The sequence below is a fragment of the Candidatus Epulonipiscium sp. genome (assembly GCA_012519205.1).
Lineage (GTDB): Bacteria > Bacillota > Clostridia > Lachnospirales > Defluviitaleaceae > JAAYQR01.
Map to the genome: position 1 here is coordinate 114985 of JAAYQR010000026.1, position 16912 is coordinate 131896.

Consider the following 16912-nt stretch of genomic DNA (forward strand, 5'->3'; position numbering starts at 1 on the left):
TATTATCCCTCCCCAGAAAGCTCTTTCTTTAGATATTCCCTTTCTAATCTTTCCAGCTCCTCAAAATCCCATTCTCTTTGTTTAAAATTAACAAACTTACTAGGCTTATTGTAGTATGCCTTATTTTGTGTATTGTTTGAAGAAATATCAATTTGCATATTTTTCTTTTGCTGATACGCATTATCCAATATCCCTATGTCTTCTAGGGTTTTTACATTATTTTTATTCCAGCTTGTTATTATAGAATCAGTATATTGAAAACTTGGCTTTTGGGTTTGGGAAATTGTTCTTTTGCAGGCTTCTAGTATAATTTCCATTGGGGTATTTAAGTTTTTTATCCATTTATCCATAAGCTCTATTTCCAAAGGTGCAGGATCCCTATTAAGCCCAAAGGATTTCATTATTTGTCTATAATCTTTATTGAAAATCTTCATTCTATTTTTTGCTTTTTCAACCGTATTAATGCCTTCCTCGGCCCAAGTGATAGCTACCTTTTCGATATATCTAACGCTTCTATGGTTATTGGATATACAATGTTCAAGAACTAGTTCAATAACATCAAGGGGAAGTCTTAACCAATCATAAAGGCTATACAATACCCTTAAATCATTATGATTTAACATACGCCCAAGATACCTTTCTGCAATTTTGAAAAGTCTTGAGATTTCGGGGTTTTTCATATATATGGTTAATTCCTCAGGACTATAGTTTGGTTTTGTTTCAAGACGAATATGTACATTTGTATTTTCTGGGATAGTCTTGGATAAATCCTTCTTAAAATCTTCCTTGTTAGAGGTTTTAGGCATTTGATAAACAATATAGATAGTATCATCTTCGTTCCATTCAAATTCCATTAACCCTTGTTCTTTCCAATACTGGAATGCATTTATTACATCAGATTCTAAGAGGTCCAATCTCTCTGCCATTTCCTTTGAGGTAAGGGTTTGCTTTTGGTGATAACAAAATCTATATCCGTATAAATAGACCTTAACAAAGTTCCCATTGGCTTTAGGCATATAGCTATCTATAAATTCATTTGATATTGGAGTTGTAAATAAATCTAAGCTGTTTTTTATATTTAGAATTGCCACCACCATGCTCCTTTCTAAGGGGTAGAATTGTATTGATATTATAACACATAGTTTTAGTATTGTTTACAAAAGAAAATTTAGACTTTTAAAAGATTCATTAACAAAGATTATGTTAATAACTATGTGGATAATGTGGATAAGTATAAAATAAAATCTCTATTCATAGATAAAACTCCCAAAAGGCAGACCTTTTGGGAATTGAAACCAATGTAAAAATATGGAATGAAGGTATTTTGTTAAAAAGTTATTCACAAGAACTTATTTGTTTTTCTGTTGAAAACTTTGTGGATAATGTGGATAAGTTTAATCCTAGAAGGTCATCCCCAATAGTATTAACATCTCCAGCCCCCATAGTTATCAACAAGTCCCCGGGGACACAATTTTCTAAAATAAAGTTTTCTATATTTTCAAAGTCGGAAAAATAATAGGCTTCTTTACCAAGGATTTCTAATTCATTTAGTAAATCTTTAGAATGGATTTCACCCAAATCTTTTTCTCTAGCGGCATAGATATCAGTTAAAATTATTTTATCAGCTTCTTTTAAGGCTACGGCAAAATCTTTTAGAAAGGCCTTTGTTCTTGTATAAGTATGAGGCTGAAATACACACCAAAGAGTATTGTGAGGATAATGATTAGCAACTGCTAGGGTAGCTTTAATTTCAGTAGGATGATGGGCATAGTCATCTACCACAGTTACTCCTTTTAGGTTTCCTTTTATTTCGAATCTTTGGCAAGTCCCTGTATAGTTTTTTAAACCTCTTATAATATCTTCTATAGAAATATTTAGTATATATGCAGCGGCACAGGCAGCTAAGGCATTATAAATATTATGAATACCGGGAACACTTAAAGAAACTCTACCCATACATTTCCCGTCATAAAACAAGTCAAAACTTCCCCAAGCTTTTTCAGTATATTCGATATTAACGGCAGTCCACATTACCCTATTTGAATCCGTACCAAAAGTTATGATTTTGCAATTAACTTCATCTAGGATAGAATGAAGGTTCTCGATATCTCCGTTTATAATCAAGGCTCCACTTTCTGGTATTCTCTTAGCAAAGGTTATAAATGACTCTCTGATATGATTTATATCTTTAAAATAATCCAGATGATCTTCATCAACATTTAATATAATTCCTATATAAGGGTGAAGTTTAAGAAAACTATCATAATATTCGCAGGCTTCCGTGATAAAATATTCAGAGTTGCCAGTTCTTATATTTCCCTTTATAACATCTAAAATTCCACCTACAGATATGGTAGGATCCTTTTTAGCTTGTAATAAGATATGGGAAAGCATAGATGTAGTAGTAGTCTTTCCATGAGTTCCAGAGACAGCTATGCTATATGGAAAGTTTTTCATGATTTGCCCAAGAAGTTCAGCTCTATCTAATACCTTAAGATTTCTTTGTCTTGCTTCGATTAATTCAGGGTTATCGTCTTTAATAGCGGCAGTATGTACTACAAAATCTATATCGTTTTTAATATTCGAAGCTAAATGTCCTAGATGGAAATTCACCCCCACTTCCTCTAGGTGGTTGATTATTTTAGAATTCTTCATATCAGAGCCTGAAACCTTAAAGCCTTTTTTTAGAAGAATTTCCGCTAGGCCACTCATGCTAATACCGCCAATGCCTATAAAATGAACCTTTTGATTGACTTTATCAAAATTAATGTCTATCATAATATCCTCCATTCTGCCGCTGTGGCATAAATTCAAGAAATAGAATCAAAGATGAATAATTAAGTCTTCGAACTGTGAACCCTGTAATAAAATATATTTCAATTCCCAAACATATTATATGCTTTTTAAAGAATTCTATAAATACTTATAAATTTATATTATACTATATTCCCAAGAAAGAAAAAAGCAATACCCCAAATCTGAATATTTTATGGAAAAGGGTTTAAAATATTCGATATATTGGTGTATAATATATTAAAGGATTGTTTTCCTTTATAAATGGAAGGAGTATGAAAGTGAACCGAGTTCATAAGAATGAAAGAATAGGAACAATAATTAAAGTTCTTACAGAAAACCCCCAGAAAATATATACCTTAAATCAATTTGGGGATATGTTTCAATGCGCTAAATCTACTTTAAGTGAAGATATCGATATCATAAAAAGCCTATTTGAAAGATTCGAGTTAGGTGAAATTGAAACAGTTGCTGGGGCAGCCGGAGGCGTGCTTTATAAACCGGTTATGGCAAAGGAGCAGATTAAGGACTTTTGTATAGAACTTTGTGGGAACATTAATCAAACGGATAGAATTATCCCAGGGGGATATATATATCTTAACGATATTCTTTATTCACCGGACGTAAGTTATAATATAGGAAGGGCATTAGGTAGCTTTTTTCAAAATCAAACCTTTGATTATATTGTTACCATTGAGACAAAAGGCATACCCATTGGACTTATGACTGCTAGAGTATTAAATAAACCCCTAGTTGTCATAAGAAAGGAAGGGAAATTAACGGATGGGACAGCAATACATATGAATTATCTAAGTGGCTCATCTAAGAGGATTCAAACTATGTCTTTGGCAAAAAGGGCCATACCTAAGGGGTCTAAAGTTATTTTTATTGATGATTTTATGAAGGCTGGAGGAACAGCTAGAGGAGTTATTGACTTAATGAAGGAGTTTGAAGCGGAGGTAGTTGGGGTAGGTGTTCTAATGGCAACTAAAGAACCTGAAGAAAAACTCATTGAAGAATATGTAAACTTGTTAATCTTGGAAAAAGTAGACGAGGAGAAAAAAGAAGTTTTCGTACAATCTTATTTATAAGGCTACCATTTAGGCTGCCTTTTTATTTTTTTACTGCAGAGATATATAGAAATATAAAGTAAATTTGGATTGTTAAGATATAACATATTATGGTATTATATATATACATTAAAAATTTACAAATATAGATTTTAAATTGCTTCATTTAATGTTTAAAATCTATAAATAACAAGCAGAGGAAGTGGGGGCTATGCGTAAAAAGGAATTTATTGCCATGATACTAGCGGGGGGGCAAGGGAGTCGTTTAGGAATATTGACTAAAAATATTGCAAAGCCGGCGGTAACTTTTGGGGGTAAGTATAGGATTATCGATTTCGCCCTAAGTAACTGCATCAATTCGGGAATTGATACAGTCGGCGTTTTAACCCAGTATGAGCCATTGCGTCTAAATCAGCATATAGGAATTGGAATTCCCTGGGACCTAGACAGGAGAACAGGGGGGGTTACAATTTTATCTCCTTATGTAAATGAACAACAAGGGGCTTGGTTTTCTGGGACAGCCAATGCGATTTATCAAAATATAAAATTTATTGACGACTATAACCCAGAGTACGTTTTGATTCTTTCAGGAGATCATATATATAAGATGGATTATAGTAAGATGCTTGATTATCATAAGAAAAACAAATGTGATGCAACTATTGCAGTTTTGGAAGTACCCCTAGAAGAAGCTAGCCGTTTTGGGATTATGAACACAGGGGAAGGGGACCGCATTGTTGAATTCGAAGAAAAACCTAAGGAGCCAAAGAGCAATCTAGCTTCTATGGGGATTTATATATTTACTTGGAGTAAATTGAGGCAAGCTCTCATTGAAGACAATGCATGTAACCCGGACAGTGATTTTGGAAAGCATATCATTCCCCGAATGATAAATAATGGAGATTCACTTTTTGCTTATCGTTTCAAGGATTATTGGAAAGATGTAGGGACAATAGAATCCTATTGGCAGGCGAACATGGAGCTTATAGAAACCCTGCCTAGTTTTAATTTATACGAAGAATTCTGGAAGTTCTATACAAACCTAGATCACCAACCACCTCAATACATAGGAAGTGAAGCAGATATTCAAAGGAGTATTTTATCCGAAGGTTGTGAAGTTTACGGAGGAGTTTATAATTCTGTATTAGGCCCTGGGGTTGTTGTCGAAAGCGGCGTCGTTATAAAGGATTCCATTGTAATGGCCAATACCATAATCGGGAAAAACTCTACCCTTAATCATTGTATTGTGGCGGAAGATTGTATAATTGGTGAAAATACAAAAATTGGCGAAGGCGAAAATATTCTTAACCGAGATAAACCTAATATATATAGTACGGGTATTAGTGTTATTGGCGAACATACTAAGATTCCAAAGGAGACCTGGATCGGAAAGAATTGTGTAGTATACGGTAATACTAACGAAAACCATTATACAAAGGGAAGATTAGAAAGTGGATATTCTCTTGTTCTGGAAGGGGTGGAAGCATGAGAGCTATCGGAATAATACTAGCAGGGGGCAGAAGTGAACATCTAAAGGGACTAGCCACCAAGAGAGCTATTCCGGCTATGCCCATAGGAGGGTGTTATAGAACGGTAGACTTTAGTATGAGTAATATGTCTAATTCAGGGGTAAATAAGGTAGCAGTTATTACCCAATACAGTTCCCGTTCTCTTGTAGATCATTTATCCTCGGCAAAATGGTGGGATTTAGGGAGAAAACAAGGAGGACTTTTCGTATTTTCTCCTTACATTACCAGTGATAATCCCTTTGGATATAGAGGTACCGCTGATGCCATTTATAAAAATATAAATTTTTTAAAGAGAAGTAATGAGCCCTACGTGATTATTGCCTCTGGAGAGCATGTTTACAAGATGGATTTTGATAAAGTTTTAGAATACCACAAGGAAAGACAGGCGGATATTACGATTGTTTGCAAGGATATGAGGGATGAGGATATTTCAAATTATGGAGTAATGACATTAGATGAGAATAATAGATTAAAAGAATTTGAAGAAAAACCAATAGACCCCCAGACTAGTACCATATCCCTTGGTATTTATATTATACAAAGGACATTACTCATTAAGCTTTTGGAAGATATAAATTCTGAAAGTCGCTATGATTTTGTAAGTGATATTATCATACGATATAGGAGAAGACTTAGGATATATGGATATCCTTTCGAGGATTACTGGAGAAGCATAAGAACAATTCAAACATACTTTGATGCAAATATGGATTTCTTAAAGAAGGGTGTAAGGGACTTATTTCTAAAGCAGTATCCTTATATTACATCTAAAGTAAAGGATGAACCCCCAGCAAAGTATAACTACAGTTCTTCCGTAAGGAACAGTTTGGTGGGTGGAGGTTCAATTCTGAATGGATATGTAGAAGACTCGGTTTTGTTTAGGAAGGTTTTTACAGGGACAGATTCTACAATTAAAAATTCTGTCATAATGGAAGGAACATATATTGGAAATAATTGCAGGATAGAATATGCTATTTTAGATAAAGAAGTGGTGGTTTCTGACGGAAGGGAATTAATAGGAACTAGGGAAAAGCCTGTTATTTTGGAAAAGGGGAGCGTTATATAATACGCCATATATTATTTTGTAAAATTAGAATATATAAAACATATTGATATTTGGATAAATATGTTTTATAATAGTAGCATAAATTCCAAACGGTATCCGGGGGGCTACTCTAGGACTGCATCATGTTACAGAGAGGGGTTTACAAAAATGGAAATCACAGATATTCGCGTACGCAAAATCAACAAGGATGGTAAAATGAAGGCGGTTGTTTCTGTTACTTTTGATAACGAGTTTGTTGTACATGATATCAAAGTAATCGAAGGAGACAAAGGCCGTTTCATTGCAATGCCAAGTCGCAAGACTATGGATGGAGAATTTAGAGATATCGCTCATCCAATTAACTCCACAACAAGAGACAAAATCCAAACAGCAGTTTTGGAAAAATATGAAATGGTTCTTCTTTCAGAAGGAGAAGATATGGCAGGAGAAGAAATTGCTGCCGATATCGAATTGTAAGTAGTATATAGAATGGTGCCAGGCACTGCAGTTATGCAGTACTTAGCACCATTTATTTTTTTGTTGAAAAAATTTATTAAACGTGAGAGAATAAATAAGATACTATGAATCAAGGATGGGATATAAATGAAAAATTTAGAAGCAAAAGAATTATCAGCTCTTATTTTAGCTGCAGGTGAAGGAACTAGAATGAAATCTAAAAAATCAAAGGTTTTGCATAGGGTCTTGGGGAAAAGCCTAGTACAACATGTAATAGATGCTGCAAAATATGCAGGGAGTGGTAAAGTTTGCGTAGTGGTTGGATACAAAGGGGAAGAAGTTAAAAAAGAGATTGATGAGGCAGTAGAGTATGCCATACAAAGTGAAAGGTTAGGAACAGGCCATGCTGTAATGCAGGCTGATTCTTTTATCAAGGAGGATGGGGATATTCTTATATTATATGGGGATACTCCCCTTATTACAGGGGAAACCCTTAAAAATTTAATAGAAATTCATAGAAAGGAAGATAACGGGGTAACAATTTTGTCTGCATTGGTTGATGACCCCACGGGATATGGAAGAATTATAAGGGACAAAGATGGAAACTTTATAAAGAATGTAGAGCATAAGGATGCTACAAAAGAACAATTAAAGGTAAATGAAATCAACGGAGGCATGTACTGTTTTAAGTCTAAATTACTAAAAGAGGCCCTAGCAGAACTTACAAATGATAACACTCAAGGGGAATACTACCTAACAGATACTCTCCATATTATTCTTTCTAAGGGATATGGGGTAAATGCGGTAGTAGCTCAGGATAATAATGAAATACTAGGGGTTAATTCAAGGATACAATTAAGTGAAGTAACTCAGATTATGAAAAGGCGTATTAACAAAAGACATATGGAAGCAGGGGTTACTATCATAGACCCTGAAAACACTTATATAGAACCCGATGTAATTATCGGAATTGATACAATAATAAATCCGGGAAGTAGCCTTCAAGGAAATACCGTAATAGGTGAAGATAGTATTATAGGACCCAATACAAGGATATACAACTCTAAAATCGATAATAATGTCAATATTGAATCCAGTGTTATATTAGAAAGCAGTGTAGAATCAGAGACTACCATAGGGCCTTTTGCTTATATTAGACCAAATAGTAAGATAGGAAGTCATGTGAAAATAGGGGATTTTGTTGAAATAAAAAATGCAACCATAGGAGACAATACAAAGGTATCTCACCTAACTTATATAGGAGATGCAGACATAGGTAAAAAGGTTAATTTTGGATGCGGTACAGTGGTTGTAAACTATGATGGAAAAGATAAGCATAGAACCATTATACATGATGGAGCTTTTATAGGTTGTAATACCAATTTGATTTCACCGGTTACAATTCATAAAGAGGCATTTACTGCAGCAGGATCTACAATTACTGATGATGTACCTGAAAAAGCTTTGGGTATCGCTAGGGCAAGACAGATTAATAAAGAAAATTGGTTAGATAAAAAATAAAACCATAAAAGAATAATGTATAATGTATGAGAAATACACAAAAATAGAGAATGTCCTTTTTTAGTTCAAAAAGTTATGATATAATTGAGCCGAAATAATGAAGAGAAGCATCGGCAAAAATGGATAGATGCACTCAATGTATAAGGCTTCTCTTAGATAGATTCCAGTAAGATTAGTAACATTTATTAGGCTTTATAGGTGAGAATTTATAGGGGGCGCAGTATAAGGATTATTAATCTAAGGAGGATTTTTTGAAAAATGAGGAGTAGCAACAGTGAAATTAAAATTTTTTCGTGTAATGCCCATCCTAGTTTGGCGAGGGAAATCGCAAAGGAATTGGGATTGAAATTAGGGGCTTCAGAGGTTGGAAGATTCAGCGATGGAGAAATTTCTGTACGGATTGATGATAAGGTAAGAGGAGCGGACGTATTTATTATTCAGCCTACTTCTACTCCGGTGAATGAACATTTAATGGAACTGCTTATAATGATAGATGGATTAAGACGAGCTTCGGCGGGAAGAATTACTGCAGTTATACCTTATTATGGATATGCAAGACAGGATAGGAAAGCAAGGGCAAGAGACCCTATTAGTGCAAGATTAGTGGCGGATTTAATCCAAACTGCAGGGGCAGATAGGGTGCTCACAATGGATTTACATTGTGCCCAAATCCAGGGATTTTTTACTATCCCCTTAGACCACTTAGTGGGAATGCCTTTATTAACAAAGTATTATCTAGAAAAATATGAGAGTTTAGATGATTTTGTTGCAGTATCTCCGGATCTTGGGAGTGTAGGAAGAACACGAGCTTTTGCTACAAAATTAGATATACCTATAGCTATCATTGACAAGAGAAGACCAAAGGCTAATGTATCAGAAGTTATGAATATTATCGGAAATATAGAAGGGAAAAAAGTTATATTAGTAGATGATATGATAGACACTGCCGGGACGATTACAAATGCAGCCAATGCCCTAAGAGATAGAGGGGCAACAGAAGTGATGGCTTGCTGCACCCATCCGGTACTTTCAGGTCCTGCCATAGAAAGAATAGAGGATTCAGTTATTTCTGAGTTGCTTGTACTTAATACAATCAATCTGGTAGAAGAAAAAAGAACCCCCAAAATAATGGAAATTTCTGTTGCCGCAATTGTGGCAGATGCTATTAATAGAATTCATGAAGATTTATCAGTTTCGAAATTATTCGATTAAAACACCCTTACATTCAAGCCCTAGTATTACTAGGGCTATTTAATATTTAATAATATTAGAGAATTCATTTTTTATCACACGGAGGTGCACAATGTTTGCAATTATAGGTTTAGGAAATCCAGGGATGCAATATGCAGCGACTAGGCATAATGTTGGCTTTGAAGTTATTGAACGGTTTGCATATGAAAACAGTATTGATATAAATAAGAAAAAGCATAAGGCCCTAATTGGTGAGGGGCTAGTAGGAGGAAAGAAGGTAATCCTTGCAAAACCCCAAACCTATATGAATTTGAGTGGTCAAAGTGTTATAGAAATCATGAATTGGTATAAGGTGGAGAGAAGTCATATAATTATAATATATGATGATGTAAGCCTCCCCATAGGAAATATAAGAATCCGAACAAAAGGCAGTGCAGGGGGGCATAATGGGATAAAAAGTATTATAACCCATTTAAATTCTGATGAATTTTTGAGGGTGAAAGTAGGTGTAGGTGAAAAACCGCCAGGATGGGATTTAGCAGATTATGTACTAAGTCGCTTTGCTAAAAATGAAATAGGAGAAATAGTGGAGTGTGTTAAAATGGCATCTGAAGCCACTGATGCTATTTTAAAAGAGGGTATTAATAAGGCAATGAATAAGTATAATCAAAAAGCAAGGGAGTGATGGCTTGAATAATGCTAACTTTAACGGGATTATAGAACCACTTCTTGAACTGGATGTATATCAAAAGTTATTAGACAGCTTAAATAAACGGAAAACTCCTGTGCTTGTGACGGGGGTATTGGATTCCCAAAAGATACATCTTACTTACTCTTTGCAAAGTCATAGTAAAAGACCTGTCATTATTCTCACATCCGATGAACTTAAGGCAAAACAAATATACGAAGATATGCAATTTTTTTTAAAGGATAAAGTGCATTTATATCCTGCAAAAGACATTCTTTTTTATAGTGCAGATGTCCATAGTACAGATATAATAAAACAAAGGTTATATATCCTAAAGGAGTTAATAGAAGGGAAAAAGCCTATTATCATTTTATCTATTGAGGCTATGCTAGATAGACTGGTCAAAAAAGATATATTTAAATCATTTATCTTAAAACTAGAAGTAGGAAATATCATAAATATTAAAGAATTAACAAGACAACTGGTCTTAATGGGTTATGAGCATACAGAATTAGTAGAAAATCCTGGTCAATTTGCCCTTAGAGGGGGGATAGTAGATATTTACCCAGGGATATCCTCGACCCCTTTTAGAATGGAATTTTGGGATGATGAAATAGATTCCATAAGGGAAATGGATGCCCTTACTCAAAGGTCAATAGAAAAACTAAATAAAATAGAAATATTTCCGATGAGGGAATTGGTATTTACCGAGGAAATAATCGACCAAGGGATTTTTTCTATTGAGAAAGAAGCAAAAAATACATTTAAAAGATTAGAGGATAAGGGGTTTAGAGAACAAAAAGAAGCTCTTACTAAGACGATAGCAACCCTTATTGAGAAGTTGAAAAATCAGAAGTCTTTTCAAGGGATAGAAGGGTATATTAGATATTTTTATGAAGAAACGGTTACTATATCAGATTATCTGGATAAAGAAACAATTTTTATAATAGACGAACCTATTAGAATAAAGGAAAAGTCTAAAAAGGCTATACAAGAATTTGAGGAAAGTATGAAAGGGAGATTAGAAAAGGGGTATATTTTGCCCCTTCAACTAGAGGCCATTTTTGGGTATGAGGACATATTAAGCTCCATAGAGAAATTTGATATCGTTTTAATGAGTATGCTCACCCATACTATAAGGGATTTTAATATAAAGAATAATCTTCAGTTTCCTGTTAAATCTATGAATTCTTTTTATAGACAATTGGATGTTCTTGAAAAGGATATATTATTTTGGAAGCAAAAAAAATTTAGAATAATAATTCTCGCAGGACCCAAGAGTAAGGGTGAGAGACTTCAAAAAGAGCTATTAGAAAGAAATATTTTATGTAGCTATAGAAATGATTTATCAGACCCTATTGAAAAAGGAGAAATAGTTATTTCCCGTGGTAGCCTCCATAGGGGGTTTGAGTATGGGATGTTGGATTTTGTAATCATATCAGATAAAGAAGTTTTTGGCGAAGACAAGAAGAAGAAAAAGATAAAAAAGAAAAATAAATCGGCAAAGATAGAGAGATTTACTGATCTTTTGGTAGGGGACTATGTCGTTCATGAAAATCATGGTATTGGTGTATACCAAGGGATAGAGAAAATTATAACAGATAATATAAGCAAAGACTATCTAAAAATTCGTTACTCCGATAATGGAAATCTTTATGTGCCTATTAACCAGATGGACATAGTACAAAAATATATAGGGGCAGAAGGAAAAGGGCCCAAGATTAACAAACTTGGGGGAAATGAATGGTCAAAGGCAAAATCAAGGGTTAGAAGGGCTGTAGAAGAGTTAGCAAAAGAGCTTATAGTCTTATATGCCAAAAGACAAAATGAGAGAGGTCATAAATACAGTTTTGATACAGTTTGGCAGAAGGAATTTGAAGATATGTTTCCCTATGAGGAAACGGAAGACCAAAACAATGCTATAGAAGAAGTAAAAAGGGATTTGGAGAGTGAAAAAATAATGGATCGCCTCCTTTGTGGGGACGTTGGTTACGGCAAAACGGAAGTAGCAATAAGGGCAGCTTTTAAAGTGGTTCAGGATGGTAAACAAGTAGTATACTTAGTACCCACAACAATATTGGCACAACAACATTATAATACTTTCATGCAAAGAATGAAGGACTTTCCAATTAAGGTAGGACTATTATCCCGTTTTCGCACCCAAAAGGAGCAAAGGAAAACCATAGAAGGCCTAAAGAGGGGCATGGTTGACATAGTTATAGGGACCCATAGGCTTTTATCTAAGGATATAGTTTTTAAGGATTTAGGTATGTTGATTATAGATGAAGAACAGAGGTTTGGAGTAGCTGCCAAGGAAAAACTAAAGCATCTAAAAGAAAATGTAGACGTATTAACCCTAACAGCCACCCCAATTCCTAGGACCCTTCATATGAGTCTTATAGGTATTAGGGATATGAGTGTTTTGGAAGAACCGCCAGAAGAAAGATATCCGGTTCAAACCTATGTGATGGAATACAATCCAGAATTTGCAAAGGATGCCATTCGCCGTGAAATAGGAAGAAATGGACAGGTATATTATTTGCATAATCGTGTAAAAAATATTGATAAGGTAGCTGCTAAAATTCAAGAGTTAGTTCCGGAGGCAGTTGTAGCCTTTGCTCATGGACAGATGAGCGAAAGGGAATTAGAAAATATAATGATGGATTTTATAGATGGGGAAATAGATGTTTTAGTCTGTACCACCATTATAGAAACCGGTCTTGATATATCTAATGTCAATACGATTATCATTCAGGATGCAGATTATATGGGACTATCCCAACTTTATCAATTACGGGGAAGGGTAGGTCGTTCTAATCGAATTGCCTATGCCTATTTAATGTACCGAAAGGATAAAGTATTACAAGAGGGAGCAGAAAAAAGGCTTCAGGCAATCAGAGAATTTACGGAGTTTGGCTCGGGATTTAAAATAGCTTTACGGGACTTAGAAATAAGGGGGGCAGGCAATTTGCTTGGTTCTGAACAACATGGACATATGGATGCCGTAGGATACGACTTATACTGCAAGCTCCTAGAAGAGGCAGTAAAAAGAGAAAAGGGAGAAAAAATTAAAGAGTCTTTTGAAACTTTTATAGATATTAATATAGATGCTTATATTCCGATTAAATATATAAAAGATGAGTTGCAAAAACTAGATATATATAAAAAAATTGCAGCGATACAAGGGGAAAAGGATTATTATGATATTCAGGAGGAGATAGAAGACAGATATGGGGATTTGCCAAGAAGTGTACAGAACCTACTAGAAATATCTCTCATAAAATGGGAAGCTCATAATCTAGAATTATTATCTATTTCCCAAAAGAACCAAAACATTTCATTAATCTTCAAAGAGGATGCCCGAATGAATCCTATTAAAATTCCTGAACTCCTTAAAAAATACGGTAAAAGGCTTAGTTTTGCTGCAGATAAAAATCCGTATTTTGTATACCGATTGGTAGATGATAAAAGGGAAGAAGTTATCAGACATATTAAGAGTTTATTACAGGATTTGAAAGATTTGAAGTTAGTCTAGAAGTACATTATAATAAACATAGGAGATTTTAGTTTATAAAAGGGATGAGGTTGAAGTCATGAGTTATAAAAAGCAAATGATGGCTATATTATCCGTAATAGTGGTTATAGGTTTTTTCTTCACAGGATGCCAAAGATTCAATTTAAGCAAAGAAGAATATGTGGCGACTATCAACGGTGAAAAAATAGGCATAGAAGAGTACAATATCTACCTATGGAAAATCAAACAAGTATACCAAAGTGTCGGACAAGAAGATATTTGGGAAACCAAATTCGATGGGAAGCCAGCGGAGGAAGTTGCAAAAGAAAGGGCATTAGAAACTATTAAAAATATAAAAATTCAAGTACATGAAGCCAAAAAAATCAAACTATCTCTCACTGAGGAGGAAAAAAGTCAAGTAAAATTAGGTACAGATACATTAATAACTCAAGTTGGCGAAGAAGAAATGAATAGATTAGGAATTTCAAAACTGACCGTTGAAAAGGTCATGGAAGAAAATGTACTATGTGAAAGGTTATTTGTAGAGCTTACAAAGGATTTTGTAGGAAACAAAGAAGAATTTGAAAAGTTTTTCGAAGAAAATGGAGAAAACTTTAAAAAAGTGAAGGCAAAGCATATATTACTTAAGACCCATGATATAGTAGATGGGAAATTAACGACTCTCTCAGAAAAGGAACAAAAAGATGCGAAAAAGAAAGCAGATGAAGCCCTAGAAAGAGCGAAAAGTGGAGAAGATTTTAGTGATTTGGTGCAAGAATATTCCCAAGATGAGGCATCCCTTCCTACTAACGGGGAGTACACTTTTGGAAAAGGCGAAATGGATAAGAATTTTGAAGATGCTTCCTTTGCCTTGAAAACAGGGGAAATAAGTGATTTGGTAGAAAGCGCCTATGGATATCACATTATAAAATTAGAAGAGGAAATTGAACCTGATAAGGATATTATTGAAGACAATTATTATGAGATAAAAAAAGAGGAATTTTATAATTCAAGGGTACAAGAATGGGTAAATGATGCGGATCTTGAGATTAATGAAGAAGTATGGAAGACCATAAAAATTAAATGACAAATAAAAAAGCAGCTAAAAACTGCTTTTTTATTTGTCATTTTTAAAACAGAATAAAAATGGAAAACATGCATAAAAAAGTAATAATACATTCATACTACTAATGATATTATGAATGCTAGAAAACAAGGGAGGAATAGAATTTGAAAGCTACTGGAATCGTAAGAAGGATAGATGACCTAGGTAGAGTTGTTATCCCAAAAGAAATAAGAAGAACTCTTCGTATTAGGGAAGGAGATCCTCTTGAAATTTTTACTGGTCATGACGGACAAGTCATACTTAAAAAATATTCTCCGATAGGAGAACTGGGTACCTTTGCAAAAGAATATGCAGAAGCTTTATCCCAAACTACGGGGCTTATTACATGCATCGCTGATAAAGACCAGATTATTGCTGTTTCTGGGGGATCTAAGAAGGAATTCCTAGATAAAAATATTAGTCAGTCCCTAGAAAAGATTATTGATGAAAGAACAGTATTTGTTGCAACTAGGGATGAAGACAAATTTGTCCCCATAATAGCCGATGAATCTATGGGAAGTTATAACTCAGAACTTATATCCCCTATCATTGCAGAAGGTGATGTGATAGGAGCAGTAATATTATTATCCAATGAAAAGAACATGAAAATGGGAGAGGTAGAAACAAAAGTAGCACAATCGGCATCGGGTTTCTTAGGAAAACAAATGGAACAATAATGCAGATAGTAAATCTATCTGCATTTGCAAAAAGCCTGCAATTAAGACAATTTTACTATTTTCCTATTTTTTATTTTATGATATACTCATTTTAAAACCAAATGGAATGGTGAGAAATGCAGAAAAAAGAAAGATATAGTTATGATGATTTGCTGGAAATTATTAAAATTTTAAGAGGCAAGGACGGTTGTCCATGGGATATGGAGCAAACTCATGAAAGTCTTCTTTCTAATCTTCTTGAAGAAACCTACGAAGTAATAGACGCTATAAAAAAGAAGAATAAGGAAGCCTTGAAAGAGGAATTAGGGGATTTATTGCTCCAAGTCATATTCCATGCCAGAATTTCAGAAGAAGGTAATGAATTTAACATGGAAGATGTAGCTGATGGAATTTGTAAAAAGCTGATTCTGCGTCATCCCCATATTTTCGGTGATGTGGTTGCAAAATCCACAAAAAAGGTCTTACAAAACTGGGAGCAAATAAAGAAAGTAGAAAAAGGATATAAAAGCCAAACAGAAGTTTTAAAAAGTGTTCCAGAAGTGTTGCCGTCATTACTTAGGGCATATAAGGTTCAGTCTAAAGCAGCCCATGTAGGATTCGATTGGGATGATATTAAGGATGCTCTAGAGAAGGTAAATGAAGAATGGAATGAACTTATGGAAGCATACAAAAATGGAAATAATAACAATATAATAGAAGAATATGGTGATTTATTATTTTCTTTTGTAAATATTGCAAGATTTTTAAAAATAAATCCTGAATTCGCCTTGACAAATACAACAGAAAAGTTTATAAATAGATTTGAATACGTTGAAAATACTGCAATTTCTAAGGATAAAAGATTAGAAGATATGACTCTTGAAGAAATGGACAATTTGTGGGATGAGGCTAAACTCATATCTCCGTGAAAAGGTAGTATTTTGACTATAATATTTATTTACAAGAGTTTCATTGCATTATTTTAAAAAGAAATATGAGGAGGAAGGATTATGAACAAATCCGAATTAGTAACAGCAATGGCTGCGAAGGCTGAAATGAGCAAGAAAGACACAGAAAAAGTATTAAAAGCATTTGAAGAGGTAGTAACAGAAGAACTCGCTAACAATGGAAAAGTTCAACTGGTTGGATTCGGTACTTTTGATGTAGCAGAAAGAGCAGCAAGAGAAGGTAGAAATCCTCAAACAGGAGAAGTTATGCATATACCAGCTTCTAAAGCACCAAGATTTAAAGCTGGGAAGGTATTAAAAGACGCCGTAAATAAATAAAAACGCTCGCTGAGTTATTAGAATACATACTATAATTAAAAATCTACACTTTTATGAG

Annotated in this window: 14 protein-coding genes; 12 read left to right on the forward strand and 2 right to left on the reverse strand. The window is 34.2% G+C overall.

Annotated features, from left to right (window positions below):
- Positions 1-2: 2 nt before the first annotated feature.
- Both GX308_08780 and GX308_08785 read right to left on the reverse strand, forming a co-directional pair.
- Positions 3-1091 (reverse strand): DnaD domain protein, encoded by a 1089-nt coding sequence (locus GX308_08780; protein ID NLK22147.1) that lies wholly within the window; start codon positions 1089-1091, stop codon positions 3-5.
- 244 nt (positions 1092-1335) lie between these two features.
- Positions 1336-2778, reverse strand: a complete 1443-nt coding sequence (locus tag GX308_08785) for a UDP-N-acetylmuramate--L-alanine ligase (protein NLK22148.1) — start codon at positions 2776-2778, stop codon at positions 1336-1338.
- 296 nt (positions 2779-3074) lie between these two features.
- Here GX308_08785 and purR point away from each other — a divergent pair, with 296 nt between their 5' ends.
- The 12 genes from purR (at position 3075) to GX308_08845 (ending at position 16854) form a co-directional block, all read left to right on the forward strand.
- The gene (gene purR / locus GX308_08790; GenBank protein NLK22149.1) at positions 3075-3884 is read left to right on the forward strand and encodes a pur operon repressor; all 810 of its coding nucleotides are present in this window, start codon (positions 3075-3077) and stop codon (positions 3882-3884) included.
- A gap of 190 nt (positions 3885-4074) precedes the next feature.
- The gene (locus GX308_08795) at positions 4075-5352 is read left to right on the forward strand and encodes a glucose-1-phosphate adenylyltransferase (GenBank protein ID NLK22150.1); all 1278 of its coding nucleotides are present in this window, start codon (positions 4075-4077) and stop codon (positions 5350-5352) included.
- Positions 5349-6458, forward strand: coding sequence for a glucose-1-phosphate adenylyltransferase subunit GlgD (gene glgD, locus GX308_08800; GenBank protein NLK22151.1), 1110 nt, complete (start codon positions 5349-5351; stop codon positions 6456-6458). Before GX308_08795 ends, glgD begins: the two co-directional genes overlap by 4 nt.
- Before the next feature lie 147 nt (positions 6459-6605).
- Complete coding sequence (gene spoVG, locus GX308_08805; protein NLK22152.1) at positions 6606-6914, forward strand: septation regulator SpoVG; 309 nt, start codon at positions 6606-6608, stop codon at positions 6912-6914.
- A 126-nt stretch (positions 6915-7040) separates the two neighbouring features.
- Positions 7041-8414, forward strand: coding sequence for a bifunctional UDP-N-acetylglucosamine diphosphorylase/glucosamine-1-phosphate N-acetyltransferase GlmU (gene glmU, locus GX308_08810; GenBank protein ID NLK22153.1), 1374 nt, complete (start codon positions 7041-7043; stop codon positions 8412-8414).
- Between the two features lie 258 nt (positions 8415-8672).
- A complete protein-coding gene (locus tag GX308_08815) occupies positions 8673-9626 on the forward strand; it encodes a ribose-phosphate pyrophosphokinase (protein NLK22154.1) in 954 nt (317 codons plus the stop codon).
- Between the two features lie 91 nt (positions 9627-9717).
- Positions 9718-10290: an aminoacyl-tRNA hydrolase gene (locus tag GX308_08820; GenBank protein ID NLK22155.1), complete on the forward strand. Its 573-nt coding sequence runs from the start codon at positions 9718-9720 to the stop codon at positions 10288-10290.
- A 4-nt stretch (positions 10291-10294) separates the two neighbouring features.
- Positions 10295-13828, forward strand: coding sequence for a transcription-repair coupling factor (mfd, locus tag GX308_08825; GenBank protein ID NLK22156.1), 3534 nt, complete (start codon positions 10295-10297; stop codon positions 13826-13828).
- A 58-nt stretch (positions 13829-13886) separates the two neighbouring features.
- Complete coding sequence (locus GX308_08830) at positions 13887-14894, forward strand: hypothetical protein (GenBank protein NLK22157.1); 1008 nt, start codon at positions 13887-13889, stop codon at positions 14892-14894.
- Between the two features lie 143 nt (positions 14895-15037).
- Positions 15038-15589 (forward strand): stage V sporulation protein T, encoded by a 552-nt coding sequence (gene spoVT / locus GX308_08835; GenBank protein NLK22158.1) that lies wholly within the window; start codon positions 15038-15040, stop codon positions 15587-15589.
- Between the two features lie 116 nt (positions 15590-15705).
- The gene (mazG, locus tag GX308_08840) at positions 15706-16497 is read left to right on the forward strand and encodes a nucleoside triphosphate pyrophosphohydrolase (GenBank protein NLK22159.1); all 792 of its coding nucleotides are present in this window, start codon (positions 15706-15708) and stop codon (positions 16495-16497) included.
- Positions 16498-16578: 81 nt separating this feature from the next.
- A complete protein-coding gene (locus tag GX308_08845) occupies positions 16579-16854 on the forward strand; it encodes an HU family DNA-binding protein (protein NLK22160.1) in 276 nt (91 codons plus the stop codon).
- Positions 16855-16912: the final 58 nt, after the last annotated feature.